This is a genomic window from Lacibacter luteus (assembly GCF_004118265.1).
Taxonomy (GTDB): Bacteria; Bacteroidota; Bacteroidia; order Chitinophagales; family Chitinophagaceae; genus Lacibacter; species Lacibacter luteus.
Genome location: NZ_SDHW01000002.1, coordinates 617,855 through 643,427, shown reverse-complemented (window position 1 = coordinate 643,427; position 25,573 = coordinate 617,855). Strand labels below are relative to the sequence as shown.

The window sequence follows — 25,573 nt, the reverse complement described above, 5'->3', positions numbered from 1 at the left end:
TTTATTTGAAGCGAATAATCTGCACTGCATCATTATTCTTTGCAAGTATGTAAGCCTGCTTTCCGTTGATGGTTATTGCTCTGCTGTTCCTTACCTGGCCGTTAATAGTTAAGCCGTTCAGTGCTGCATATACAAATTTGCCTGCGCCTTTATTGATGAGCAATGTACCAAAGTCGGCATCCTGTCTGCCGATCTCTACATTGTTATCGTAATAATTGCCGAGCAGTAGTACATCGGGCAGGCTGTCATTGTTCGCCTGCACAATCAGTGCTGTACGATAAGTTGTTAACTGTGCTTCGTATGGTAATGCTATAGCTTCAAAGGTTTTGTTTCCTTTATTCAGCAACAAGGCATTGCTTAAATAATCAGCTGTATATTTCTGTGCCTTCTTTAGTTTATCCGCACCAAACAAATCGTTGAGCGATGCTTTTGCAAAATCTTCTGCATATAAAAACTTTTTCTTCAACAGCGGTAATTGCTTTTCCAACTCCTGTTTGGTTGCAAAAGGAATTTCTTTGTGTTGCAGATAATAGGTAAGCACCTGTTCGTTTCTTCCATTTGCATCAAAATCGTTTACGTATAAAGAAAGCGGTTCATCTGCTGACGCCTTCAAACGACTGTTTAATCCAAAGTTGCCGGCAATAAAATCAAGCTGACCGTTTGCGTCCACATCAAATGGTAATATAAACGTCCACCAACCTTTGTTGGAAGTAATTGTTTGTTTTATGAAACTATTCTTTGAAAAAAGAAATGCATCAATACCGCCCCACTCGTAACAAAGCAGCATATCCTTTTTACCATCTGCATTCACATCTATCCATTGTGCATCGGTTACCAAACCGGGCTGCATTAATTCTTTTGTGTAAGCAGCTGTAACATCAATAAACTTTCCGGTGCCATCATTCTTTAATAAATAGGAGCGTGGTTTTATACCAAAATTCCATGGTTCAACTCTGCCCGGCAGAAAAATATCTGTAAAGCCATCGCCCGTAAAATCGTATACAGCCATTTTACTTTGCGTAACAACAATGTCTGCAAAAGCATCTGTCTTCTTTGTGAAATTTCCCTTGCCGTCATTCATATATAACAGAGGCAACAAATGTGCATCTGTTCCATAGTATTCATTTCCTCCTGCAGCTATCAACAGATCAACATGTGTATCGTTGTTTACATCTACAAATACAGCATCTGCATTCTCCGTCATACTATCGAGCCACATAGCAGGTTGTGCTTTGTAGCTGAATGTACCTGAAGCTGTTTGCACATACACTGCATTGCGATAGCCTTTTGATGAACCAATGAACACATCGTCCAATCCATCGTGGTTAATATCGCCTACAGCCAATGCCGGACCTTCAGTTGAGTTCATATGTTGCAGCAAAGGTTCCCGTGCAAATTCGTTGAATGTATTTTCAATATGCCGGTGATCGAGTTTAGTTTGTGCAGTAATATCTTCCAACGCATTTACAGTTGGCGCATGAAAGTTGATGACCTTGTTATAATCAAACAGTGGTAATCCTTTTGTATAGGTAAACTCCTGCTTACCTGTTTTAATATTGATGGATTGATACGTACGGTCGGGCCAGATAAGAAAAGCAGAGTCGATCTTTGTTCCATCTAACCCAATATGCATCGGCACCAACATGCTTGATAAAAATCCATGCACAGGATTGTGTTCGTAGCTGCGTATCTCATTCCCTGCAAACAAAACAATGGTTGATCCGATGGCATTGGGATTCTGCATCGATCCTTTTAACGTAATAGCAGCTGATGGTTTTACAACTGTTGAATTTGTTTTGTTCTCGTACAACAGCACAGGATCGTTGATGTTGTTTACGATCAGATCCTGATCGCCATCATTATCCAGATCTGCATATACCGATCCATTGGAAAATGTTGGCAGATTATTTTCAATACTGTCGGTTACATCGTCGAACTGCAGATTACCTTTGTTACGAAAGAAGCGATTCGGAATTTTTATTTCGGGAAACTTATTTACCAGTGCCATGTCTTTATCCTGCACCGTTCCGCTACGCATTTTTTCCTGCAGCTCTTCATTTGATACAAAGTTGATGTAATCAATATCGTTCATCCGTTTGGGAATACCGTTTGATACAAACAAATCTTTGCGTCCGTTATTATCAAAATCCATCCACAGGGCAGCCCAGCTCCAGTCGGTTGCATTTACACCTGCATACTGACCAACTTCGCTAAACAAACCATTGCCCCTGTTCCACTGCAGATTATTGCGTGCATATTGGTAGTTGTAACCGTAATTGATCTTGTTTTGAAAAATGTTATAATCATCTTCTGCCAGCGAACGGCGGATCATGTATGGATCGTAAGGCAACATATCCATCGAAATAATTTCGGGAAAGCCATCGTTGGTAATATCAGCTGCATCTACACCCATGCTGAACTGGCTGCTATGCATTAAACGTTTCGTGGCTTCTTCAGCAAATGTTCCGTTCTTTTGATTGATGTAGAGATAATCGTTTTCATGAAAATCATTTCCTACATAAATATCAGGCCAGCCATCAACATTAATATCGCTCACTACAACACCTAAACCATAACCGATCTTTGATCCGTTGATACCGGTTGTTGCTGTTACGTTGGTGAAGTATGCATGTTGCTGTTGATCGGCTGTTGTAACAACATCGTTTCTGTACAAACGCTGACCAGCCAATGAATCATAAGTATTCAAAAAGTTTTTGCGTGGAGCGTAGTTGCCATCATGATTAACGGAGTGATTTAATAAAAACAGATCAAGATCTTCATCGCCATCATAATCGAAGAACACTGCCTGTGTACTAAAGCCCGAAAAATCCAGACCATAGTCTGCAGCTTCATCCACAAAAACAGGTACACCGTCTTTATTTATTTCTTTACAAACAAGCAGTTGGTTTTTTCCTTTCAGCACTTTGTAATTACCAACACGGCAAATGTAAATATCCAGCAAGCCATCGTTGTTAATATCCACTACTGAAACACCGGTGCTCCAACTGCCATCCTGCGGAATATCTGCTGCAGCAGTAACATTGGTAAACTGTAGTGCTCCTTTGTTGAGAAATAGTTTATTGCTGTCCTGGTTTGCGGCAAAAAACAAATCAGTTAATCCATCCTTATTAAAATCGGCAGCAGCAACACCTGCACCGTTGTAATAATACATGTACGAAAACAAATTAAATTCTGCTGTTGGCTTTAATTGATTGCTGAAGTGCAATCCGGTTTCGATACTTGTGCGTGCTTCAAACAATGGATTTATGATCCTGTGCTTTTTATTACAGGCATTCATCATCAGCAATGCAAAAAGCAAAGCAGTAAAAAAGTAGGGTATGCGTCCGTTCTTCTGCATCATTGGTTCGCTTCTTACTTTGAGTTGAGTTTATACAGCACAGGTGTTGCATTGTTTTCGAGAAAGAGCAGGTAATCGCTGCTGTTCCTGTTCCAATGTACAATGTCTCTTGTTTGTCCATACAGGTTTAAACCTGTTTGTACAGCGGGCACAACAGTAAAGCTTCCTTTTTTATCGTTAAGCAGTATTTCACCATAACCTGCATCGAGCCTGCAGAACTGCGGCAACAGGTTAAAGAAGTTTCCTGCAGTTACAAGATCATCGTAGCCATCTTTATTTACATCGATCAATTGTATTGCGTTGATGCTTGAAAGCTGCACCTGCCACGGCAATGCTTTAATTGTAAAGTTTCCTTTGCCATCGTTATAGGCAACGCAGGATGATGCATAGTTTACTTCTTTGAGCTCTGCATCTTTCAATTCCTTTCCAAACAGATCCTGTATTGTTTTCTTTGCAAAATCCTGGTGCTTTAAATTCAGTTTCTTTAATGATGGCACCTGGTCGGTTATTTCCCGTTTCATAAATACAGGCACATCCGTTTTATTGTAAGAGCGTGTAAGCATTTTATCAGTTATGCCGTTTGCATCAAAATCCTTCATCCATATTTTAACCGGTTTATCATTAGCCGCCTGCAAATAAAAATTTTCGCCAAGGTTACCAAGAATCAAATCGGCATCACCATCTTTATCTACATCGGCCACCTTCAGTGTTTGCCACCAGCCTTTGTAATTTTCAATACCTGTTTTTTGTTCTGCGAATTGTTTGCCGTTAAATGCATATACTTTCACTTGCATCCACTCGCCTGTTATAAGCAGCTCATTCTTTTTATCGTTGTTTACATCAGCTACAGCTGCTGCTGTTATCATTCCTGCTTTTAAAAATACAGGAGCAACAGTTGCTGTTACGTCGGTATAATTTCCGTTGCCATCGTTGTGCAGTAAGTAACTTTCAGGTGTGGCACCATAACTCTGCGGTACACTTCTGCTCCCAACAAAAAGATCTTGAAAACCATCTCCATCATAATCGAATGCAACAGCTGCACCGCAGTTGGTATTGAACATGGGGATAGCGCCACGCTTTAAAGTGAAGCCGCCATTACCATCGTTAATGAATAACTGATTTTGATAACCGCCAACTGCTGCTGCAGAAAAATTACCACCGCCTCCGGTAAACAGATCCAGGTCACCGTCTTTATCGCAATCGAAAAACAACGCAGCTGTTACATCATTAAACGCATAAGTTTTAAAGTCGGGCACATCTGCCAATCGAAAACCATTGGCTGTTTGCAGATACAATGCACCGGGCTGACCCTTGCCTCCACCAATGTACACATCGGTTAAACCATCTGCATTCACATCGGCAGTTGCAGCTTTCGGTCCCTGTGTTGAAAGCATGAAAGGAATATTGCGTTCGTAAAAGAAATCAACATGCTCATCTTCGATATGTGTGGCAAACAAACTATCCTGCTGTTGAAAATAGGTTTCGATGGGAGGATAAGCCTCCCAAAAGTTTTTGTTTACATTGTTTGTATTGTATTGAATAGTATGCAGTTTGTTGATCGCAGGTTTTACAATTGTTGTGAACGATTGATTAGGCCAGATGATGCGCATGGAATCGATGACGTCTTTACCAACGCCAAAGACTTGTTTGTAATCGATCGATGATTCAAAGCCTCTTGCAGGAACAAGCTCACGTGTGAGTACCTGGTCTTTCTGATAAAGACGAATTAAACTGCCAATGCCAAACAGGTTTTGTCCTTCATATTTTAACTGAATGCTGATGTAATTGTTTTGATTCTGCTCTCTGCTGTTATTTTTATATACAAGTGCCGGCTGGTTTACATTGCTGATGACAAGATCAAGATCACCGTCATTATCCAGATCGGCATAAGCAGCACCGTTCGAAAATGTTTTCTTCGTAAAGCCCCAGTCTTCTCCTGCATCGGTAAACTTTAAATTACCTGTGTTGCGGTAAGCTTTGTTGGCAATAGGGTTTGAAGGCATACGGTTAATGATGTTGCTCACTTCTTCTTTCTTGCCTGTCTTCACCATTTGTTGTGCCACTTCATTTGCAAAGAAGTCGATGAAATCCTGATCAGTTACATCGTAATAAATACCATTGCAAACATAGATATCTACATTACCATCGTTATCTGCATCAAACATGAGTGCTCCCCAGCTCCAGTCACTGTCGGCAACACCACTGAAAAATGCCGTTTCAAAAAACTTTCCCTTTTTATTATTTACCTGTAATGCGTTTTGTGTGTATTGATAGTAGAAGCCTTGTTTCACTTTCAGGTTAAACACATCATATGTTTCAAACGATGAATTAGCCCGCAAACGATAATCATCGCCGGGCAGCATATCGGTTGTAAAAATATCTGGGCTGCCATCGTTATTAATATCCTGCATGTCTGCACCCATGGATGATAAACTCGTATGCTGTATACGTTCTTCCAGTTCATCTTTAAACGTTCCGTTGCGTTGATTGATGTAGAGATAATCCCGTTCAAAAAAATCGTTCGACACATATACATCGGGATAACCATCTTCATTTACATCACCTACCGTAACACCAAGTCCTAATGAAATTAAGCTGCCATGTATACCCGCTTCTTTTGTTACTTCTTTAAACTTTCCGTTATCGTTGCGGTAGAAATGATCCCCACCAGGTTTTAAAAAATCGGCTACCTGCCATTGTGCAGCAGGCAAATCACGAAGGCTGGGATAGTTGAGTGTGTTTACCGGAATAGGGCTGTTGTTGATGATAAAGCAATCGAGGTCATCATCCAGATCGTAATCAAAGAATGAAGCATGCGTGCTGTAACCATCATTATCTAAACCATATTCAGCTGCTTTGTCTGTAAAGGTTAAATTATGATTGTTGATGAAGAGTTGATTGCGGCGCAACGATGAATCGAACATGTTGCCTGCATTGCAAACATAAATATCAAGCCAGCCATCGGCATTAATGTCAACCAATACAACACCGGTGCTCCATTGTTTTTTTTCGGTAAATCCTGCTTTTGCAGAAACATCTTCAAATTGCAGATTGCCTTTGTTTAAATACAATTTGTTGCTGCCCTGGTTCGAAACAAAAAACACTTCGGGTAAGCCATCATTATTTAGATCGCCGGTGGCAACACCTGCACCGTTGTAAAAATTACGATAAGTAAAAATGTTGAAGTCTTTATCGTTGCTGAGTTTATTTTCAAAAGAAATTCCGCTGTTCTCAACTTCCGTAAAAAGCGTTTGCTTTTTTTGTTTGTTGCATGCAAATGCAAAAAAAGAAAACAACAATAAGGTAAGGCCTTGGTTAATTGTCATATACAACACAGAATCGTTAAAGCTACAAGATAAAACTGTTTGCTTTGTTTAAAGTATTTACACAACGCTTCTCATTAAAAAAAGAGGCCGCTGAATTCAGCGACCTCTCCCCTATTGATTATGATACAAACTAGTACCCGGCGTTTTGCTTCAAATTCGGATTTGAAGAAAGAGCGATTGCAGGAATCGGGAAGATCACTTTTGTAGGATCTGATTCTGTTGCACGTTCCTGAACCGGTTTGTTGAACACACCGTAACGGATCATATCGTTTCTTCTCCAACCTTCGAGATACAATTCACGACCACGTTCAGCCAATAAAACTGTAAGCGTTGGAGCTGCTGTTAATAAAGTAGCACTACGTCTTGTTCTGATGCTGTTTACGATTGCCAATGGAGTTTCTGCATCGGTACCGCCTCTTAAGATCGCTTCTGCTTTCATTAAGCGAACATCCGATAAACGCAGGAACACAAAGTCGTTTGCACTTCCCCAGCCGCCATCATTAATAGTAGCAGGATCGAGCGGGAATTTATTGGTACGGATACCACTTGCTTCACCGTTAAAGAAGATACTTACGTTGCGTGTAAACACAAGCGGGTTACCACTACGATCTTTCAGATCAACCAACGCATTACCAATACGCTGACCTTGCGGACCTCTTGCCTGGCCAATGTTAAACCCTGCTTTTGTACCAACCTGATCTGAGAAGCCGGAGAGTGTAGTGCTCTTACGAACATCGCCATCTTCAAAGCTGTCGTAGAAATCAGAGAGTGTGGTAAAACCATTCCAGCCGCTTGGTGTTTGATTGTAGTGACCACCCATACAGGTTGCCCATACGAGGTTAATACCATCTGTATTTCTTCTTACAAAAATGTTTTCTGATGATACTGAGTTATTGGTCCATTTGAAGTTGTCCCAGTAATCTGTTTCAACAGCAAGGTTTGTGTTTGCAGCAACACTGTTACAGTATTGAATTACTTTATTCATATCTGCTGCAGCAAATGTGTAAGGACCCGCAGGTGCAGACGCTGCTGCTTTGTACACTGCTTTGTTCAAATACAATTTTGCCAACAATGCCCATGCAGCCTCTTTGGTTGCAACATGGCGGTTGGTTCCGGAGAATGAAGGCAGTCCCGCAACAGCTGATTCCAACTCGGTAATAATTAAATCAATTGCTTCTGCACGAGGTACAACAGATGGAATACCACTGGCCGGTGCATTTGCAGCACGTACCTGCATTTGACCAAATGCATCGATCATTAAGAAACGGAAATAAGAGCGGAGGAATTTACCTTCTGCCTGAGCCTGTCCTGTAAGAAGTTCGGCAGCAAGTGTTGTTTGATAAAGCGCTCCGTTTAAACCATTCCATACGTTGTTGATCTGGTTATGATCGGGACCCCATGTGTGGAGGTGAAGACGACGCCATGTACCGAAATCGTCCCAGTCTGTACCACGTGTAGGTCCTAAAATTTCATCAGTACTATGTTCATTTAATGCAAACCAGTTTTCCTGGCTGATCAATTGGTTTAATTGTCCGTAAACCGATGAGATGGTTGGTGCTGTCGGGGTTGCACCGTCTTTCACAACGCCAACCGTTTCCTGTCCACCTAACTCCGGCTCCAGCTTCGTACAAGAAGATGCAAACAAAGTGAAAGCAGCAGCTACACCGGCAACATAACTTTTCATACTTGTTTTCATTATAATTAGTTTATAAGGTTAAAATTAAAATCCAAGGTTAACACCGAATGTTACAACACGGGGTCTTGGATAGTTTGTATAATCGAAGCCACGAGAAGGAACACCACTGATGCTCTTGTCTACGTTTACTTCAGGATCGATGCCAGTGTACTTCGTAAACAATACAAGGTTCTGACCAGAAGCATACAGAGAAAGCGACTTGATCGTTTTGCTGTTCTTCAGGTTAAACGCATAGCTGAGGTTTACGTTTGATATACGGATGAAATCGCCTTTCTCGAGGAAGCGTGTTGAAACGCTGCCCGGGTTGAATGGGTTTTCAGGACTTGTACCTGCAGCATATGTTACGTTACGACCGTTACGCAAGCTACCTTTCAGGAACAGTGCGTTGGCTGTGTTGTTATATACGTGGAAACCTCTTACAGTGTTTGCAAACACACTCAAGCTCCAGTTACCTAATGTAAAGTTGTTGGTTAAACCGGCGAAGAAGTTAGGAATAGCTGTACCCACCAGTTGGTTTTGTGCACCGTTTTCGTAACGGGCATTACCGTTACCATCAAAGCCACGGAACACAGGCATAGACCATGTAAACAAAGGCTGACCATTTGTAAAGGTTTGTGCGTAAGCACCGGTTAAACCCTGGCCGCTTACACCACCTGTAATAACAGGCACGGGCATTTCACGGAGTTCGTTTTTCACAAACGTCATGTTATAGCTCGCATCCCATGTAAAGTTTTTGCCTTTAATGATCTTGTAACCGAGGCTAACTTCCCAACCTTTGTTGATTACATAACCGGGCAGGTTAATAAACCAGTTAGAAGTAGGGGCGAAACCACCCGGAGTAGGAGCATTGAACAGGATGTTTGTGCGCTTTGTATAGAAGTAATCAACGGTAATATTTAAACGGTTGTTTTTTGTTGTAAGATCAACACCGGCACCGGTAGTAGCAGCTTCTTCCCATTTAAGATCGGGGTTACCTGTTTGTACCAATGTGTTTTGATCTGCACCGTTTGCATCTTTATAGTTGAACTGACGGTTAACAGCCCCGTAAGAAGGCAAACCATCCTGGCTACCCAGTACACCATAGTTTGCTCTTAAACTGAACTCGCCTAACCATTTGCCAATACTGTTTCTTGCAAACTCTTCGTTAATGAGTTTCCACTTACCGGCAAAGGCAGGGAACACACCGTAACGGTTATTTGCACCGAACTTAGAAGAACCATCGGCACGTACTGTTGCAGTAAGGAAATACTTATCGTCGAACGAATAGTTTACACGACCAAAGTAAGACTGTAATTCATTCTTATCGTAGCCGGGATACATATCCGCATAGTTCTTAAAGTTGTTGAAGTCTTTTACAAATACATCTGTTGGTGCAGTTACCGGTGTATTTAAACCCCAACCTACACGTTGGCTGTATTCTGTAATAAAGTTCTGATAAGAAAAACCACCAACGATGTTGAAGTTACTCTTACCAAAATCTTTATCGTATGTAAGATAATGTTCAACCAGTGTAGATTTAAGATCTAAGTTTTGTTTGGTTGTACGTCCATTACCCTGGATAGAGTTATTGAAGTTTTTAACAGTAATGCCGTTTGGTGTACTTAAACTTGTTGTACCACTGTAAGCATTGGTGCTTAAGCGTGGATCGGCAAACGCAATACGTTCACTTTTCATATTATCCAAACCTAATACCACTTTATAGGTAAGCCCTTTCGTAATGATCCAGCTACCTGAAATACTGTTGAGGAAACGGGTTACACGATCGTTATCATCGAAGTAAGCCAGCATTTGAGCAGGGTTACGTTGATCGCCGGGTTGGTAGAACGAACCATCAGGATTATAAACAGGATAAGTAGGGTTAAACTGTAATGCAGCACCCAGCAAGCTACCCTGGTAACCTGCGTTATTGCTTAATGGAGGATACTGATTTTTTGTGTTTGAATAGGTAGATGCAATTTCAAACTTCAGTTTATCGCCCCAGAATTTTTGTGTAATGTTTGCACGTGCAGTTAAACGTTTCAACGAGCTGTTACGGATAATACCTTGTTGATCGTCGTACGAACCGCTTAAACGTACATTGGTTGATTTAGCATTAAAGCCCCAACCAAGGTTATAGTTTTGTGAAACGCCTGTGCGGAAGATCTGATCCTGCCAGTCTGTACTTGCTTTTTTATCGAGCAATTCAACGGCAGAAGCAGCAGCAACAGGATCGGCGCCACCATCAATATTCGCTTTCTTGGCTGCAAGCAAAAAATCTTGCGGGCTCATCAGATCGTAACGTTTAGCAGTTGTTGCAATGCTTGTTGCAGCGCTGAAGTTGATTTGACCTTTTTTACCGCCTTTACCGCTTTTTGTTGTAATTAATACAACACCATTTGCACCTCTTGAACCATAGATAGCGGCTGCAGATGCATCTTTTAATACGGTAATGCTTTCAATGTCGTTAGGGTTTAAGAACATCAACGGGTTTCTTGGAGTTGAGCTACCTTCTACACCGCTGGCACTACCTAAAGTACCACCACCTGCAATGGGTACACCATCCACCACATATAATGGTTCCTGGTTACCACGAATAGAGGCTGTACCTCTGATGTTGATTGTTGCAGCAGAGCCCGGTTCGCCGCTGGCAGGAGTTACCAACACACCGGGTGTACGACCTTGTAATAACTGGTCGGGAGTAGAGATCTGTCCTTTGTTAAAGTCTTTTGTTGTGATGTTGGATACAGAACCTGTAAGGTCTTTTACTTTACGGGTACCATAACCAATTACTACTACTTCATTTAAAGCAGCATTTTGTGTTTCGAGGCTAACAGCAATCGGACCATCTGTTATACCCACTTCTTTGGTAGAAAATCCTACGGAAGAAATAACAAGTGTTTTAGCACCTGTGGGAGCATTTAAGCTAAACGAACCATCGGCACCTGTAGTAGTAGAAACCTTTGTTCCTTTAACTGCTACTGTGGCCGAAGGAACACCTTCGCCTTTCGAGTCGGTTACCTTACCGGTAACTGTTTTTGTTTGTGCGGTTGCAAAAGCAACAAATACAAACAAACTGAGCATGGTGAGAATGCCTCTTGCAAGTTTCGTCAAGATCATAATCAGTAGTTTTTAAATTGTTGAGGGTTATAATCAACACACGTCTTGCAATGACAGCCCGGAGAAAGCCCAGAATGGCCGGGATATGAAAATTCTAAAGCAGTCTTATATGGCTACAACGCAATCGGCAATGTTAATCTGTTGTGAATTTATATCAGTTTTTAGGAAATCAATCCGGAAAAACATACTAAGTTTAACCTTTCAAACCCGCAAACGATTGCGAAAATAATTGCGGTGGAAAAATTAACGATCCTCATTTTCTGATATGGCAAACGCTACACTAAAAAAGATCGCTCAAGTGTTAGAAATCAGTGTTTCTACGGTGTCAAGAGCATTAAAAGATCATCCTGATATTTCTGCGGGTACAAAGCAAAAAGTAATGGAGCTGGCAGAAACACTTGAATATGAGCCCAACGCCGTAGCAGTTAACCTGCGCAGCAAAAGCACAAAAGTGTTTGGAGTAATGATTCCTTCCATTACCAATAACTTTTACGACTCCTTTGTAAACGCTGTTGAAGAAGAAGTAAAAAAAGCCGGTTACTCATTAATGATTCTGCAAAGTGGTGATGATCCTGTTACTGAAATTGACAATCTTAAGATCTACAGGCAGAACAGGGTAAGCGGTGTGTTTGTATGCCTGTCGAAAGAAACAACTAAGATCGATGCATTTGATAAAATGAAAGATGCAGAAATTCCTGTTGTGTTTTTTGATAAGGTACCCGACGATAACGCTTACGACCGTGTTTGCCTTGCAGATAAAGATGCAGCAGAAATGGCAGCGGAAGCTTTACTTCAAAAGCAGAAAAAAAACATACTGGCCATTTTTGGCAATACTCAGCTATCTATTACAAAACGACGGCTCGAAGCGTTTAAAGAAAGCATGAAGCAAAATACAGCTGTAAATGTTTCGTACGAATTTGCAGGCAATTCGGAAGAAGCAGACAATATTGCACAACGATATTTTCAGTTAAAACAAATGCCCGATGCTGTTTTTTGTATGAGCGATGAAATTCTGGTAGGCCTCATGAAATGTGTGCAGCAACTGCATATTAAAGTACCCTCGCAAACAGGTATTATTGCTTTAAGCGATGGTTACTTTCCTAAAATCTATTACCCCGAAATAACCTATGTTGAAACAAGCGGTTACAGGTTAGGTAAACTCGCATGCGAACGAATGATGGAGTGTTTAAAAGGAAAAGAAGAAACTACAGAATTGTTTGTAAGCTCACGCTTTGTTGAAGGGGGATCACTCTAAAGTTTAGATTGCTGCTCTTTTAATTTTACATGCAGACGAATAAAAATTCCCAGCAGCAGAAAATATATACTGCCGATTTTATCAGTTTCAATTAAATCACTTAACAGATTGAGTGTAACGATCATGCTGAGAATAACAGCTGCAGTAATTGCAAGCGAACGTTCAAAGGGGTCGTTTAAAGTATGGTACGCTTTTACAGCAATAGCAAACATGCTGATGAGTAATGCTAACAGAATAAGCAATGCAGGCAGGCCCTGTTCGATGGTTACCAGTAAAAAATAATTGTGTACCGACGATTTTTCTTCGTTGCTGCTCACCCATGTTTTAAAAGAGGCAACGGTGTATTCTTTATAATAAGTAGTAAATGTATTGGGGCCATAACCTTTCAGTTTTTCTTCGTTTACCATTTTAACTCCTGCAATCCAACGATAGAAACGCTCCATCGTTGACATATCCTTGAGCGTATACGTAGCTTCAAGATGTTCATTCAAATCGAAATGCTGACGGGTAGTATTGAAGTCGGGTGCAAACTTCATGTAGTTGTCGTTTTGAATGAGCAAAAACAACGATACTGCTGCCAAAAGCAAAGCGCCGGCAATAAGCGAAAGCAGAAAACGCTTTTGTACTGCATACCAGGTTATAAATCCGGAAAGCAAACAAAGCCATGCACCTCTCGAGTAAGCAAAAAACAATGCAACCAGAAACAATGCCATACATGCCAGCACCCATTTACGCATTTGCTGATTTGCAAATCTATACCACAACAATAAAACAGGAGAGAGGCATACAAGCAACGCTGAATAGTTTACATGGTTTCGAAAGAAGGGGTCGAGAGTAGCGTTAATTGCTTCAAACGAAAACCCTTTCCCGGCATGCCGTATTAAACTGTACAGCACCGGAATCAACATTGAAAAGATGAGTGCTTTGGAAGCTGTTGCAAAATCTTCTTTGGTACGCAGAAAATATAAACCGCCAACAACAAAAGCCATAATAAACCAACTCTTTGCCAGGCAGTATTTAATACTCAACCACACTTCATGCGAAAACAAAACGGTTACCAGCATCCACACAAGTTGCAGCAGCAGCAAAAGAACCAAACTGCTTTTCTTTATTTCAACAGGTATTAATTGTGGCTTTATTAAAAACAAAACAAACAAACTACCTGCCAGCAGCAACATCAATGGTTCGTCGGGAAGATCGGTAGAAAGTGTAGCGGTTACTTCAAACTCTGTTGAAAGCGGAATGGCAAACAGCAATGCAAAAAACAAAAACCTGATGTTTAAGCCAAAGGCAATACTACCCAGTACTGCAAATGGCAAAACCAACAGCAGTTTTTGATCTAAAACAACAGCTGCAACAAAACAGGTTATTGCTGCTGCTGCAGGCAGCCAAAATGTAAATGCTTCTTTCCTGGTAAAAAGAGCCTGCATATTATTTTGCTTTCGCCTGCAAGCGCCATTCAATAAAAATGAACAACAAGACCGCAAACACAAAAGAAACTACTGCAGCAAGCAGCATGCCGGCCATAATTTTTGGTTTGTCCTTTTTTAATGCGGGTAAAGCTTCTTCTATAACAAACAATGAGCTAACATCATTAATACTTGTATTAAACTGCTGAATGAGTTTTTCTGTTTCATTAAGCCGGCCGATCAATCCTTCCTTGCGTGCGGTTAAAAAAGCATCGGCATCTGTTTTCAATTGCTGTTCTACCTGTTGCAACGTATCTTTCTGTGCATTGAAATCACGTTGCAGTTTTTGCAGTATCTCGATCTTCATTAGATTAAACGAAGCCACACTTTTCTGATTCACTCGAGCAACAATGGCATTGGCAATAGCTGCTGCCAGCTTTTTATCGGTATCCCACACATTTACTTTTACATGCCCAAACTCGTTTTTATGAATACGTACATTCTCTTTGTATTCATAATCTACATCGTAAAGTGCTTTATCGCCGATCGCTGTTATTTTATAATGATCGATTAATTTAAAACTATCAACCATAAAGCGACACATTTCTTCGGAGCGTGCCAGTGCCATTAAACGGTCGTTATCCAACTCGCCTCCGTAATAAAAATATTGTTCCCAAAACTCTGTACGGTAAATATTTGAACGATCTCCAAGATTTGGGTTTGCTGCGGTAAAAACAGCCGAGCTGCGGAAGTACGGTTTCTGCAAATACAAAATGCCTCCTGTTAATACAGTTGCAAACAGCACAATAACGGCTGCCTGCTTCCAGCGTTTCTTAATCAGCTCAAATACAATATCTAAATTCATAAACAGTAAACGGGTTGTAGATTCACTAAAGTACAATTAGTTTTCAGTAGCTGCTTCCATCAGGAAATGTTCGAAGCAACCTGTACTTTGCGGTTAAAACTTTCTTCAAGAGAAATAAGTGTTTCGGTACGTTCAATACCTTTTATTTTCTGCAACGCATCGTGCAATACATAACGCAGCTGGTTAATATCCTTGCATACCACTTCAATAAACATACTATAGTTACCTGTAGTATAATTTAACCGAACGATCTCCGGAACCTTCTGTAACTCTTTTGCTACGTTATCGTATAGGGAGCTTTTTTCAAGATACACGCCAATAAAAGCTGTTATATCGTAGCCCAAAGCTTTCAGGTCTACGTTTAGCTTGGTGCCTTTTACAATGCCGTGCTCCTGCAGTTTTTTTATGCGTACATGGATGGTACCTCCCGAAACAAAGAGCTTTTTACCCAAATCGGCGTAGGAAATCTGTGCATCTTCCATCATTTCTGATATAATCTGCATATCGAGTTTGTCAAGATTCAATTTAGTGGCCATATTGGAGCGCTGTTTTGAAATTATTTCAATATTAACAATATTATTTTGAATACAATCAAAAGTTTTAAAATTTATGTTTGAAAACGTTCAACAAAAGGTAAAGATGGTTTAATATTGCACTGTAATCGTTCTTTGAACAACATACTGTGGAGTGATGAAATTTTCGGCAGACATGCCCTCTCGTCTCGGGGGTGGAGAAATCAGAATAAAGTCCGGCAACGGTTCCTAACTGCTCCGTGGAGGTTCGACCCCTCCCTCTACAGCACAATAAAAAGACAAAAACCAATCCCCAAGAATGTTACCAGTTTGGACATTGGAATTTGATTTTTGGATTTTTAAACGAGTTCTTTTTACACTGTGGGGTGATGAAATTTTTGGCAGACATGCCCTCTCGTCTCGGGGGTGGGGATTCCAGGATAAACGCAGCATAGAGCCGACGTTACTTTTGGTAAGGCCGACCAGGGTTGACCACTAAAACTTTGTACTGCAGCTAACTGCCCCGTGGAGGTTCGAACCCTCCCCCTACAGCATCTTATTTCGGCGCAAACCGATAACCTTGCTTTCCGTACAGATTTTTCTCATGCTTTTTTACGATTGCCTTTTGTTTTTACAAAGGGCTTTTTTGTTTTTACAACGTTTCTTTTACGTGGTTTTATTTTTAAATATTTAGCGCCCGTACCCACCATTACTCCTTCACTACTTAAATGAATTTGTAAAATAAATACCTTAAAAAAATAATACATGAAGTCCTGTCAGTTGGCCATTCACCAACATTTTTAAATTTTCACTGATTTAATCTTCTAGCCTTTTTTCCCTGTATCCATTTCATTTCCTGCCTAAAAAAGACAATTTTTTTGTCCTTTTTGGACTTCAAGCCATTTCAGAGCTTCGTTAGGCGATCGCATTCAGCTCCGGTTTATTGTCCTTCATCCCCGAAAAGTGCACTATATGTTTGCTGATGAGTGGTTGACAGTAATTGCAGTCTGTCTGAAAAAAGGGGCAGAATTTTGAGAGTGGGTATTAGAATTAGGTAACGGTTGAGAGTTGAAAAAGCTGTCTTTTCCCGTTTGGAGATAGTTTTATTGATTTGTGCTGTGGAGCTGGTGGCTTGTACAGCCCACGACAAAATGATCATTTAATTCTGAAGATGAAAAGAAAGTTGATTTTAAGTGAAACATTTGCCACCACTACCTATTTATGTATGGTTGACGATAAATAGCAGCAGCGGTTTTTAAAGAATAACCTTTGATGTGCAAGAGGGGAAGTTAAAAAAATGTTTCGCCAAAAATTGCATTTTAAACATCAAACTGGTTCATTTGCTTAAACTCGATTGATGCTATTCAGGAATCAGGGATAAATTTTCGTGAATTTTCAAGATTCTGTGAAAAATCGATTTCTGCTATGAACTAACATTACATTATGAAAAGCAGGGTTGCTTATGAAAAAAGGGGATAATGATCGGAATAATAATGAGATAAGCAAAAACATATCCCTGTTTTATTTCCACAGATGTGTGGATAGCTTGTTCTGTTGATGTTGAGGAGTAATTGGTATTTTGCATACTACCAAGTTCTTTGATACATATCTCATTTGTGGCGCACCATCGAAAAAAGAAGAATTTAACTGAGGCATCAGAATAACTGCCGCATATGAGAAAGATTATGACAGAGGTTCTTTATTGTCTAAAATGTGGTAAACCATTGCCTAATCACTGGTCGTGGGAATCGCCCTGCACATTAACCATAAAAGAAGAAAGCCCCGTGGTAGGAGGCTTAATTCGGGTTGAATGTTGCACTTGCGATACACATTCAGAGTAACTTGGTCAAGTTCGGCCCCTTGTTTTTACAGGGGGCTTTTTAATTACAATAAATTGTAATTACTCCACAATGTTAAGGTGAATTCATGGGATTTAAAAGACCGGTTGTGTGATTTTATGCCCAATTGTGTCATAAAATGTGAAAACACAGTTTTGAATTCTTAAATATTGTGAATTATGGTGACCCATTTTTGTCGGCGATATTCCATGCCAACCTATTGAATTCTTTTAGTTTATGTAATAATTGGCTTAAAATAAGCTGTCTCAAAGTCTTCACTTTTCCTGCACCCGTTACCACCAACTCTTTTAATAGGAACTCCCCGATTTGTTTTATTCCCATTCTTCTTCCACATCCTACCTTTGCCCGCTATGGGACAAAAAAAGCTCATCCGTTTTGCAGAAATAGAAACCTTTCCAAACGTGTTGCAATACCCGCAGCACATGAAAGGGCAGTGGGCAACCTTTTTTAAAAATGAGCATCCGCTTACGTTGGAACTGGCTTGTGGTAAAGGCGAATATGCCGTTGGGCTTGGCCGCATGCACCCGCAACGCAATTTCATCGGTATTGATCTAAAGGGTAACCGCATTTGGGTGGGTGCCAAAACTGCTATTAAAGAAAACCTCAATAATGTTGCATTTGTACGTTCGCAAATAGACCAGGTAAACAATTATTTTGCTGCTGATGAAGTAAGCGAAATATGGATCACCTTTCCCGATCCGCAACTGCGTGCATCAAAACACAAAAAGCGTTTAACACATCCCAAGTTTTTACGTTTGTACCAGCAGTTCTTAAAGCCCGGTGGTTTTGTGCATTTAAAAACCGATTCGCCTGTGTTATATCAATTCACTAAAAAAGTAATTGAATTATACAACCTTCCGCTGCACGAATCAACCGATGACCTGTACAAACAGACAAGCATCAGCGATGAATTAAAAATTAAAACCCATTACGAAGGTTTGGATATTGCACAAAGCAACCGTATCCATTACCTGCGTTTCAGTTTACCGGCTACTGCATTACCTGCCGATAACGACAGCCTGTTAAAGCAATGGGTGTTTGATACAGAGAAAGAATAAGAGTGTCCCTTATTAATGTAACTGAAACAGATTTAAGTGAATGCGGTGCGGCAGGCTAACGCTTTTCGCCCATAACAAACCGTGTACATATTAATACAAATCTTAACTTTTTTTCCACCGGCTCAACAAAACGCTTTCCCGTTGGTTATTGTTTTGAAGCACCACTTATGAGCAGGTTAAAACAAGGCGCCGATTTTTATTACGACGAGCACGATAATATTGTGCTTACTGCCGAATACCATCTTAATAAAGGTTATTGTTGCGGGCATGGTTGCCTTCATTGCCCTTACGATTATGAAAATGTTCCGGAACCCCGTCGTACCTTGTTTTTAAAAGAACGGAACAATGTCCAACAAAAAGCAAACAAGCAAACTCCCCAAAACAGGTAAGGCAAAAGAATATTCTTTTTTTGATGATGTGTATGATGTGGTAAGGCAAATACCCAAAGGCCGTGTAACATCGTATGGAGCCATAGCCGTTTACCTGGGCACCAAACTCTCTGCACGTATGGTAGGTTGGGCAATGAATGGTGCACACAATGTAAAACCGAAAGTACCGGCCCAACGTGTTGTAAACCGTAATGGTATGCTTACCGGCAAAGCACATTTTGCAACGCCTACACAAATGGAAGAGTTATTAAAGAAAGATGGTGTTCCTGTAAAGAACGATACAGTTGTTGATTTTGAAAAACGTTATTGGGACCCGGCGGTGGAGTTAGTATAGCCCCGACCTTGTCATCCAACCACTAATCAACATTTTCCTTTTTTTTCAACTGCAAAGATTACCTTACCATTTCAAAACCTTATACAGTATGAGAAGATCTGCTATTGTGCTGGCAATGCTTGGCTTTGCCTTGCCCCTTGCTGCACAGCAACCAACCAAAGACAGTGTAAAAAAAGATACGATGCCATACACGGCATTCGCTAATCTTCCGCTTAAACCTACAAGACAGGTAAAGTTCACCGCAAAAGAAGGTACATGGATGAGTGTGGATGTGAGTCCTGATGGTAAAACCATTGCCTTCGATCTGATGGGTGATATTTATACTATGCCCATCGAAGGTGGTAAAGCCACACAAGTAACAAAAGGTATTGCGTACGAAACGCATCCACGCTTCAGCCCCGATGGAAAGAAAATTTTGTTTACCAGCGACAGAAGCGGAAGCGATAATATCTGGTACATCGATACAGAGAAAAAAGATACCGTACAGTTAACCAAAGAACCAACAGAAGATTTTCCTGCAGCAGTATGGAGTACCGATGGCAATTACATCATCGCCAGCAAAGGTCGTCGTATACCGAAGATCTTTATTTACCACAAAGATGGCGGCGGGGGTACGCAACTCACCGAAGGATCGCCTTCATTAAAAATGATCGATCCGTTTATGAGTGCAGATGGTAAAACCATCTACTTCAGCATGCGTAATGGTTCGTGGAATTACAATGCATTATTACCGCAATACCAGATCGGCACTTATGATCGTGTAAAAGGAATCATGAATTCCATCACCACCCGTTATGGTTCGGCGTTTACACCTACACTCAGTAAAGACGGACAGTGGATGGTGTACGGCAGCCGTTACCAGGATAAAACAGGTTTGGTTATCCGCAATATGAAGAGTGGCGATGAACGCTGGCTTGCTTATCCTGTACAGCGGGATGAACAGGAAAGTATTGCACCGCAGGGTGTGTTGCCCGGCATGGCGTTTACCCCCGACAGTAAGTTTTTAGTAGCGAGCTATGGCGGTAAAATATGGCGCATACCTGTTGATGGCAGCAAGGCATCAGAAGTTTCGTTTGAAGCAGATGTGGTTTTAGATATGGGTCCACGTTTGTATTTCAATTATGCTATTAAAGACACTACTGCAAAACTCGCCACACAAATACGGGATGCCGTTCCAAGTCCCGATGGAAAGAAATTAGCATTTACAGTATTGAACCGTTTGTACGTAATGGATTATCCAAACGGTACTGCTAAACGTGTAACCACTAACAACTTTACCGAAGCAATGCCTGCGTGGAATCCTGATGGTACACAGCTTGTATTTGTTACATGGAACGAAAGCGATGGCGGTCATTTATACAAAGCAACACTTGGCAATAAACCATCGGTTACAAAACTTACAACAGAGTCGGGCTTTTACATGCAGCCTGCATGGAGTTACAGTAACCGCATTGCGTTTTTTAAAGCACCTGTGCGTTTGTTTAAAGATGCAGAAGATCCCTTCTATAGCGGAGCAGAAGGAGAAATTGTTTGGATAGCACCAACAGGTGGCGCTATTACAAAAGTTGATAACGCAAACGGACGTGGCAATATTCATTTTACAAAAGATACAAGCCGCATTTTCTTAAATGCAGGTGGTGGCACATTAATGTCGATCCGTTGGGATGGTACAGATACGAAAGTGTATGTACGTATCACCGGTATTACAACATATGGTACGGTTGCCGATGCAGACGATCACAGCAATCACGAACACACAACAGTAAACAGCAATACCTATGTAATGGGCAAGTCGATGATGAAAGCCGATCCGGTAAATTATTGCATGTTGCCCGAAGGTGCCAGCAGCAGAGAACCGCAGAATCTTCCATCAAGTGCCGATATTATTTTAATGGCGCCCGAAGGGAATCTTGCATTAGCACAGGTTAACAACAATGTGTATGTAGTTACTGTGCCCGAAACAGGAAAGCTCACCAGCATCAATGTTGGTACGCCTGCCTTCAGTGCATTTCCCTCTCGACAGTTAACAGAAATCGGCGGAGAGTTTCCTGCATGGGAAGCAAACGGCAAACGTGTACACTGGAGTTTAGGTAACGGACATTGGGTGTACGATGTTGACCGTGCACAATTTGTTGAAGACTCTGTGAAAGCTGCGAAAAAAATTGAAGCACAAAAAACAGCAGACAGTATAAAAGCCTTGCTCGCACTTGGGCCCGATGCAAAAAAACTGGCAGATTCGTTAGCGAAAAAATATGCCGATTCAATGGCGGTTGTATTGAAAGCTGATACTGCCCGTGCAAAACGTGAAGCATTGGCGAAAGAAGAACAGAAGAAAAAAGAAAAATACAGTCCCGATGAAAACCAAGTGAAAGTATATTTCAATAAAGACATTCCTTCATCTACCATTGTACTAAAGAACGCACGCATTGTAACCATGAAGGGTGAGGAAGTAATTGAAAATGGTGATGTACTCATTGTTAACAACCGTATTAAAGCTGTTGGAAAATCAGGAACGCTGAGCATACCTGCAGGCGCCAAAGAAATTGATTGCAGCGGCAAAACCATTACGCCAGGTTTTGTAGATACACATTCGCATATGTGGACCAATTGGGGCTTGCATAAAAACACATCCTGGATCTATGCTGCCAATCTTGCATATGGTGTTACAACTACAAGAGATCCGCAAACTGCAGTTACCGATGTATTAACATGGGGCGATATGGTGGAAGCCGGACAAATTCCCGGTCCACGTATTTACAGCACAGGACCTGGTGTTGGTTTCTGGATGTATAATTTAAAAAGCCTGGAACAAACACGCAGTGTATTAAAGCAGTACAGCAAATACTTCAACACACAATACATTAAAATGTATTTGGTTGGTAACAGGCAGCATCGCCAATGGATAATTATGGCTGCTAAAGAACAGCAGCTGATGCCTACTACCGAAGGTGGTTTGGATTTTAAATTAAACATGACACAGTTGTTTGATGGCTACCCCGGTCATGAACATGCAATTCCTGTTTTCCCGCTGTACAGCGATTTAACCAAAACCATTGCAGAAAGTAAAATGGCCTACACACCAACCTTACTTGTTGCTTATGGCGGACCATGGGCTGAAAACTTTTATTACACAACCGAAAGTCCCGTGCATGACAAGAAGCTCAACTTCTTTACACCGTATGAAGAAATGAGTGCAAAAAGTCGCCGCCGTGCAGGTGGTTTGGGTGGATGGTTTACTCCGGAAGATCACGTGTTTCAAAAGCATGCACAAAGTGTAAATGCTGTTGTACAGCAAGGAGGTTTGGCAGGCATTGGCAGTCATGGTCAGTTACAGGGGCTCGGTTACCATTGGGAAGTGTGGAGTGTTGCAAGCGGCGGCATGAGTAACCTCAATGCATTACGCACAGCAACAATTCTTGGTGCAACTGCATTAGGTTTAGATAAAGAGTTGGGCAGTATTGAAGAAGGTAAACTGGCCGACATTATTATTATGGATGCCAACCCATTGCAGAATATCCGCAACACCAATACCATACGTTATGTAATTAAAAACGGAAGATTGTACGATGGCAATACATTAGAAGAAGTTTATCCAACTCCACGCAAACTCGATGTTGGCAGCTGGACAAAAGAAGTACCGAAAGTAACAACGGAAGTAAAACAATAAACTTCGTTACTAAGAGAAATGAAAGCCGCATCAATTGATGCGGCTTTCCTGTTTGTGCAACCGTTTGCCCTCTGCTATAAATTATGTTTCCGTTATTTTCATTCTTCTAAAACCAGCAGATGCAAAACGTAATTCAACTACCGGCACAAAAAAAAGAAACGAATCTTATTCCAATGATCATTGTGTGTGCCCTGTTTTTCATTTTCGGATTTGTAACATGGGCCAACGGAACGCTCATTCCTTTCTTTAAACTGTCGTTTGGGTTAAGCGATTTCCAGGCTTTCTTTGTTACGTTCTCCTCTTACATGGCGTATTTCTTTTTAGCATTGCCATCGTCGTGGATCTTAAAGAAAACAGGTTTTAAAAAAGGGCTCGTACTCGGCATGTTGATTCTTGGTGTTGGTTCGTTGTTGTTTATTCCTGCTGCAAAAACAAATTCGTTTGCACTTTTTTTAACCGGCATTTTTATACAGGGCTCTGCGTTGGCGTTGCTGCAAACCGCATCGAATCCGTATCTGACAATCATCGGACCTATTGAAAGTGCGGCCAAACGCATCAGTATTGCCGGTGTGTGTAATAAAGGTGCCGGTATGTTGGTACCGGTGATTATGGGTACGTTGTTTTTAAAAAATGCAGCAGCTATCGAAAAGCAAATAGAAGCAGCAACAGGTGTTGCCAAAGAACAATTGCTGCAGGAAGTGTTAGGCCGTGTAAACATGCCCTACATTGTGTTGGCCATTGTGTTTTGTTTGTTTGCGTTGGTGATTAAGTTTACAGCTTTACCCGAAGTACAGGTTGAAGAAGATGTGGTAGATGAAACAAGTGGTGAAGTGATCCATCATAAAAGTATTTTCCAGTTTCCGCATTTGTTTCTCGGTGCACTTTGCATTTTTGTATATGTAGCTGCCGAAGTAATGGCGGGTGATATAATTGGTGTGTACGGAAAATCGCTGGGCATCAGTGCCGATATTGCCAAATTCTTTACATCGCTTACTCTCGGTGGTATGTTGCTGGGTTATCTCATCGGCATTCTTACCATTCCTAAATACTTATCGCAACAGATGGCGCTACGCATTTGTGCATTGCTGGGTATTGCGTTTAGCATTGGTGCTTACCTCAGCAGCGGTTATGTAGCTGTTACATTTATTGCGTTGCTGGGGTTAGCAAACTCTTTAATGTGGCCGGCGATTTTTCCTTTAGGTATCAGTCACCTTGGTAAGTTTACCAAAACTGGTTCTGCTATTATGATCATGGGTATTGCCGGTGGTGCAATCTGGCCAATGATCTATGCTTACTTAAAAGATAACCTGCAGCTCGATTTTCAACTGGCGTATTTTATTGCTGTGCTTCCTTGTTATCTGTACATTCTTTATTTCGCAGTAAGCGGACATAAAGCAGGTGTAAAGAAAAAATATGCATAAACAGTTTCACACATGAGCGAACAATCAACTACCGTAAGCCGCAGATCGTTTCTCGATTCTTTTACCAAAGCTGCAGCACTCAGCACAATTGGTATTTCAGCTGTACCCGTTGTTGCAAATGCGGGCATCTCTGCAAATGAAACAGGTGATGATGAGCATCGCTTTCTCTGCAAACCTTACCTGCACAGTACTGAACACAGCAGCATGTATGTTCGTTGGATCACCAATAAAAATGCGTATTGCTGGATAGAATTTAATGAACCCGGTAAGGCTCCGCAAAAAGCACATGCAGTGAATGATGGCCTGGTGAATGCCAATAACCGGGTGCATGAAATTAAACTCAGTGGGTTAAAGCCGGCAACAACATACGAGTATAAAATAGCAGCGAAGGAGATCAAAGATTTTCAGCCGTATAAACTTACTTACGGCGAATTGCTTTACAGCGATGTGTTTTCGTTTACTACATACAACCCTTCGGCTAAAGAAACACAATGGCTTGTATTGAATGATATTCACGATCGCCCTGCATCGTTCAACGAATTAATACAGTTAAACGGCAACGATCCTTATCAATATGTATTCCTCAATGGTGATATGTTCGACTATCAAACCAACGAACAACAGATTATCGATCATTTGCTTACACCTTGCAGCAATTGCTTTGCTACACAAAAACCAATGTTGTTTGTTCGTGGCAATCATGAAACAAGAGGCAGGTATGCACGGCAGTTGAAAGACTATTTTGCTGCACCGCAAGGTGCTTACTTTTCGTATCAATCAGGGCCTGTGTTTACAATTGCGCTTGATACGGGTGAAGACAAAGAAGATACGCATCCTGTTTATGCAGGCATTGTAGATTTTGATCAGTTTCGTATTCAGCAGGCTGCATGGCTCGAGCAACAACTGCAATCAAAAGCATATAAAAAAGCAAAGTATAAAGTGGTGATGATGCACATACCGCCATTTTATTCCGGTGAGGCACATGGTGTAATGCACTGCAGAGAATTGTTTACGCCGTTGTTTGATAAATACAAGATCGATCTGCTCATTTGTGGCCATACACATACACATGGAATACATGCGCCCGTTGCAGGGAAACACAGTTATCCCATTATTATCGGCGGTGGACCAACAGCCGGCAAACGTACACTTATTAAAGTACACGCCAATCAACAAGAACTACAAGTACGTATGTTGAAAGATGATGGAAGTGAAGCAGGCACTTATACAATCTCTCCCAAACGATAAGTATTCGGCTGCCGGTTTTCAATTTATCTTACTACCAATAATTCATTTTGTTGGGAGTTCACTATTTATACAGTCGCAGT

At 41.1% G+C, this 25,573-nt stretch carries 14 protein-coding genes; 7 read left to right on the top strand and 7 right to left on the bottom strand.

Annotation, left to right across the window (positions count from 1 at the left end; genetic code table 11):
* Position 1: 1 nt before the first annotated feature.
* From ESA94_RS10455 to ESA94_RS10440, 4 genes are all read right to left on the bottom strand, one after another.
* Complete coding sequence (locus ESA94_RS10455; RefSeq protein ID WP_240671028.1) at positions 2–3,361, bottom strand: VCBS repeat-containing protein; 3,360 nt, start codon at positions 3,359–3,361, stop codon at positions 2–4.
* Positions 3,362–3,372: 11 nt separating this feature from the next.
* The gene (locus ESA94_RS10450; protein ID WP_129130833.1) at positions 3,373–6,684 is read right to left on the bottom strand and encodes a VCBS repeat-containing protein; all 3,312 of its coding nucleotides are present in this window, start codon (positions 6,682–6,684) and stop codon (positions 3,373–3,375) included.
* A gap of 130 nt (positions 6,685–6,814) precedes the next feature.
* A complete protein-coding gene (locus ESA94_RS10445; RefSeq protein ID WP_129130832.1) occupies positions 6,815–8,380 on the bottom strand; it encodes a RagB/SusD family nutrient uptake outer membrane protein in 1,566 nt (521 codons plus the stop codon).
* Between the two features lie 24 nt (positions 8,381–8,404).
* The gene (locus ESA94_RS10440; protein WP_129130831.1) at positions 8,405–11,476 is read right to left on the bottom strand and encodes a SusC/RagA family TonB-linked outer membrane protein; all 3,072 of its coding nucleotides are present in this window, start codon (positions 11,474–11,476) and stop codon (positions 8,405–8,407) included.
* 265 nt (positions 11,477–11,741) lie between these two features.
* Here ESA94_RS10440 and ESA94_RS10435 point away from each other — a divergent pair, with 265 nt between their 5' ends.
* Positions 11,742–12,731, top strand: a complete 990-nt coding sequence (locus ESA94_RS10435) for a LacI family DNA-binding transcriptional regulator (RefSeq protein ID WP_129130830.1) — start codon at positions 11,742–11,744, stop codon at positions 12,729–12,731.
* On the opposite strand, the gene ESA94_RS10430 is transcribed toward ESA94_RS10435, so the two are convergent.
* The 3 genes from ESA94_RS10430 to ESA94_RS10420 are packed head-to-tail and all read right to left on the bottom strand — an operon-like array spanning position 12,728 to position 15,541.
* Positions 12,728–14,161 carry an O-antigen ligase family protein gene (locus tag ESA94_RS10430; RefSeq protein WP_129130829.1) on the bottom strand — a complete coding sequence of 478 codons (1,434 nt, stop codon included), beginning with the start codon at positions 14,159–14,161 and terminating at the stop codon, positions 12,728–12,730. The genes ESA94_RS10435 and ESA94_RS10430 overlap by 4 nt on opposite strands.
* A 1-nt stretch (position 14,162) precedes the next feature.
* Complete coding sequence (locus ESA94_RS10425; RefSeq protein WP_129130828.1) at positions 14,163–15,005, bottom strand: hypothetical protein; 843 nt, start codon at positions 15,003–15,005, stop codon at positions 14,163–14,165.
* Between the two features lie 59 nt (positions 15,006–15,064).
* Positions 15,065–15,541: an Lrp/AsnC ligand binding domain-containing protein gene (locus ESA94_RS10420; RefSeq protein WP_129130827.1), complete on the bottom strand. Its 477-nt coding sequence runs from the start codon at positions 15,539–15,541 to the stop codon at positions 15,065–15,067.
* A 2,185-nt stretch (positions 15,542–17,726) separates the two neighbouring features.
* On the opposite strand from ESA94_RS10420, the gene trmB reads away from it, so the two are divergent.
* From trmB to ESA94_RS10390, 6 genes are all read left to right on the top strand, one after another.
* A complete protein-coding gene (trmB, locus tag ESA94_RS10415; protein ID WP_129130826.1) occupies positions 17,727–18,434 on the top strand; it encodes a tRNA (guanosine(46)-N7)-methyltransferase TrmB in 708 nt (235 codons plus the stop codon).
* A gap of 167 nt (positions 18,435–18,601) precedes the next feature.
* Positions 18,602–18,823 carry a DUF5522 domain-containing protein gene (locus ESA94_RS10410; protein WP_129130825.1) on the top strand — a complete coding sequence of 74 codons (222 nt, stop codon included), beginning with the start codon at positions 18,602–18,604 and terminating at the stop codon, positions 18,821–18,823.
* Positions 18,780–19,157: an MGMT family protein gene (locus ESA94_RS10405; protein ID WP_129130824.1), complete on the top strand. Its 378-nt coding sequence runs from the start codon at positions 18,780–18,782 to the stop codon at positions 19,155–19,157. Before ESA94_RS10410 ends, ESA94_RS10405 begins: the two co-directional genes overlap by 44 nt.
* Before the next feature lie 88 nt (positions 19,158–19,245).
* On the top strand, positions 19,246–22,824 hold the full coding sequence (locus tag ESA94_RS10400) for an amidohydrolase family protein (protein WP_129130823.1): 3,579 nt from the start codon (positions 19,246–19,248) through the stop codon (positions 22,822–22,824).
* Positions 22,825–22,943: 119 nt separating this feature from the next.
* Positions 22,944–24,245 (top strand): sugar MFS transporter, encoded by a 1,302-nt coding sequence (locus ESA94_RS10395; protein WP_205755951.1) that lies wholly within the window; start codon positions 22,944–22,946, stop codon positions 24,243–24,245.
* 12 nt (positions 24,246–24,257) lie between these two features.
* Positions 24,258–25,493 carry an FN3 domain-containing metallophosphoesterase family protein gene (locus ESA94_RS10390; RefSeq protein WP_129130822.1) on the top strand — a complete coding sequence of 412 codons (1,236 nt, stop codon included), beginning with the start codon at positions 24,258–24,260 and terminating at the stop codon, positions 25,491–25,493.
* Positions 25,494–25,573: the final 80 nt, after the last annotated feature.

Coding starts and splice junctions, on each gene's coding strand:
- ESA94_RS10455 (WP_240671028.1), bottom strand. CDS start 3,361: ATGATGCAGAAGAACGGACGCATACCCTACTTTTTTACTGCTTTGCTT.
- ESA94_RS10450 (WP_129130833.1), bottom strand. CDS start 6,684: ATGACAATTAACCAAGGCCTTACCTTATTGTTGTTTTCTTTTTTTGCA.
- ESA94_RS10445 (WP_129130832.1), bottom strand. CDS start 8,380: ATGAAAACAAGTATGAAAAGTTATGTTGCCGGTGTAGCTGCTGCTTTC.
- ESA94_RS10440 (WP_129130831.1), bottom strand. CDS start 11,476: ATGATCTTGACGAAACTTGCAAGAGGCATTCTCACCATGCTCAGTTTG.
- ESA94_RS10435 (WP_129130830.1), top strand. CDS start 11,742: ATGGCAAACGCTACACTAAAAAAGATCGCTCAAGTGTTAGAAATCAGT.
- ESA94_RS10430 (WP_129130829.1), bottom strand. CDS start 14,161: ATGCAGGCTCTTTTTACCAGGAAAGAAGCATTTACATTTTGGCTGCCT.
- ESA94_RS10425 (WP_129130828.1), bottom strand. CDS start 15,005: ATGAATTTAGATATTGTATTTGAGCTGATTAAGAAACGCTGGAAGCAG.
- ESA94_RS10420 (WP_129130827.1), bottom strand. CDS start 15,541: ATGGCCACTAAATTGAATCTTGACAAACTCGATATGCAGATTATATCA.
- trmB (WP_129130826.1), top strand. CDS start 17,727: ATGGGACAAAAAAAGCTCATCCGTTTTGCAGAAATAGAAACCTTTCCA.
- ESA94_RS10410 (WP_129130825.1), top strand. CDS start 18,602: ATGAGCAGGTTAAAACAAGGCGCCGATTTTTATTACGACGAGCACGAT.
- ESA94_RS10405 (WP_129130824.1), top strand. CDS start 18,780: ATGTCCAACAAAAAGCAAACAAGCAAACTCCCCAAAACAGGTAAGGCA.
- ESA94_RS10400 (WP_129130823.1), top strand. CDS start 19,246: ATGAGAAGATCTGCTATTGTGCTGGCAATGCTTGGCTTTGCCTTGCCC.
- ESA94_RS10395 (WP_205755951.1), top strand. CDS start 22,944: ATGCAAAACGTAATTCAACTACCGGCACAAAAAAAAGAAACGAATCTT.
- ESA94_RS10390 (WP_129130822.1), top strand. CDS start 24,258: ATGAGCGAACAATCAACTACCGTAAGCCGCAGATCGTTTCTCGATTCT.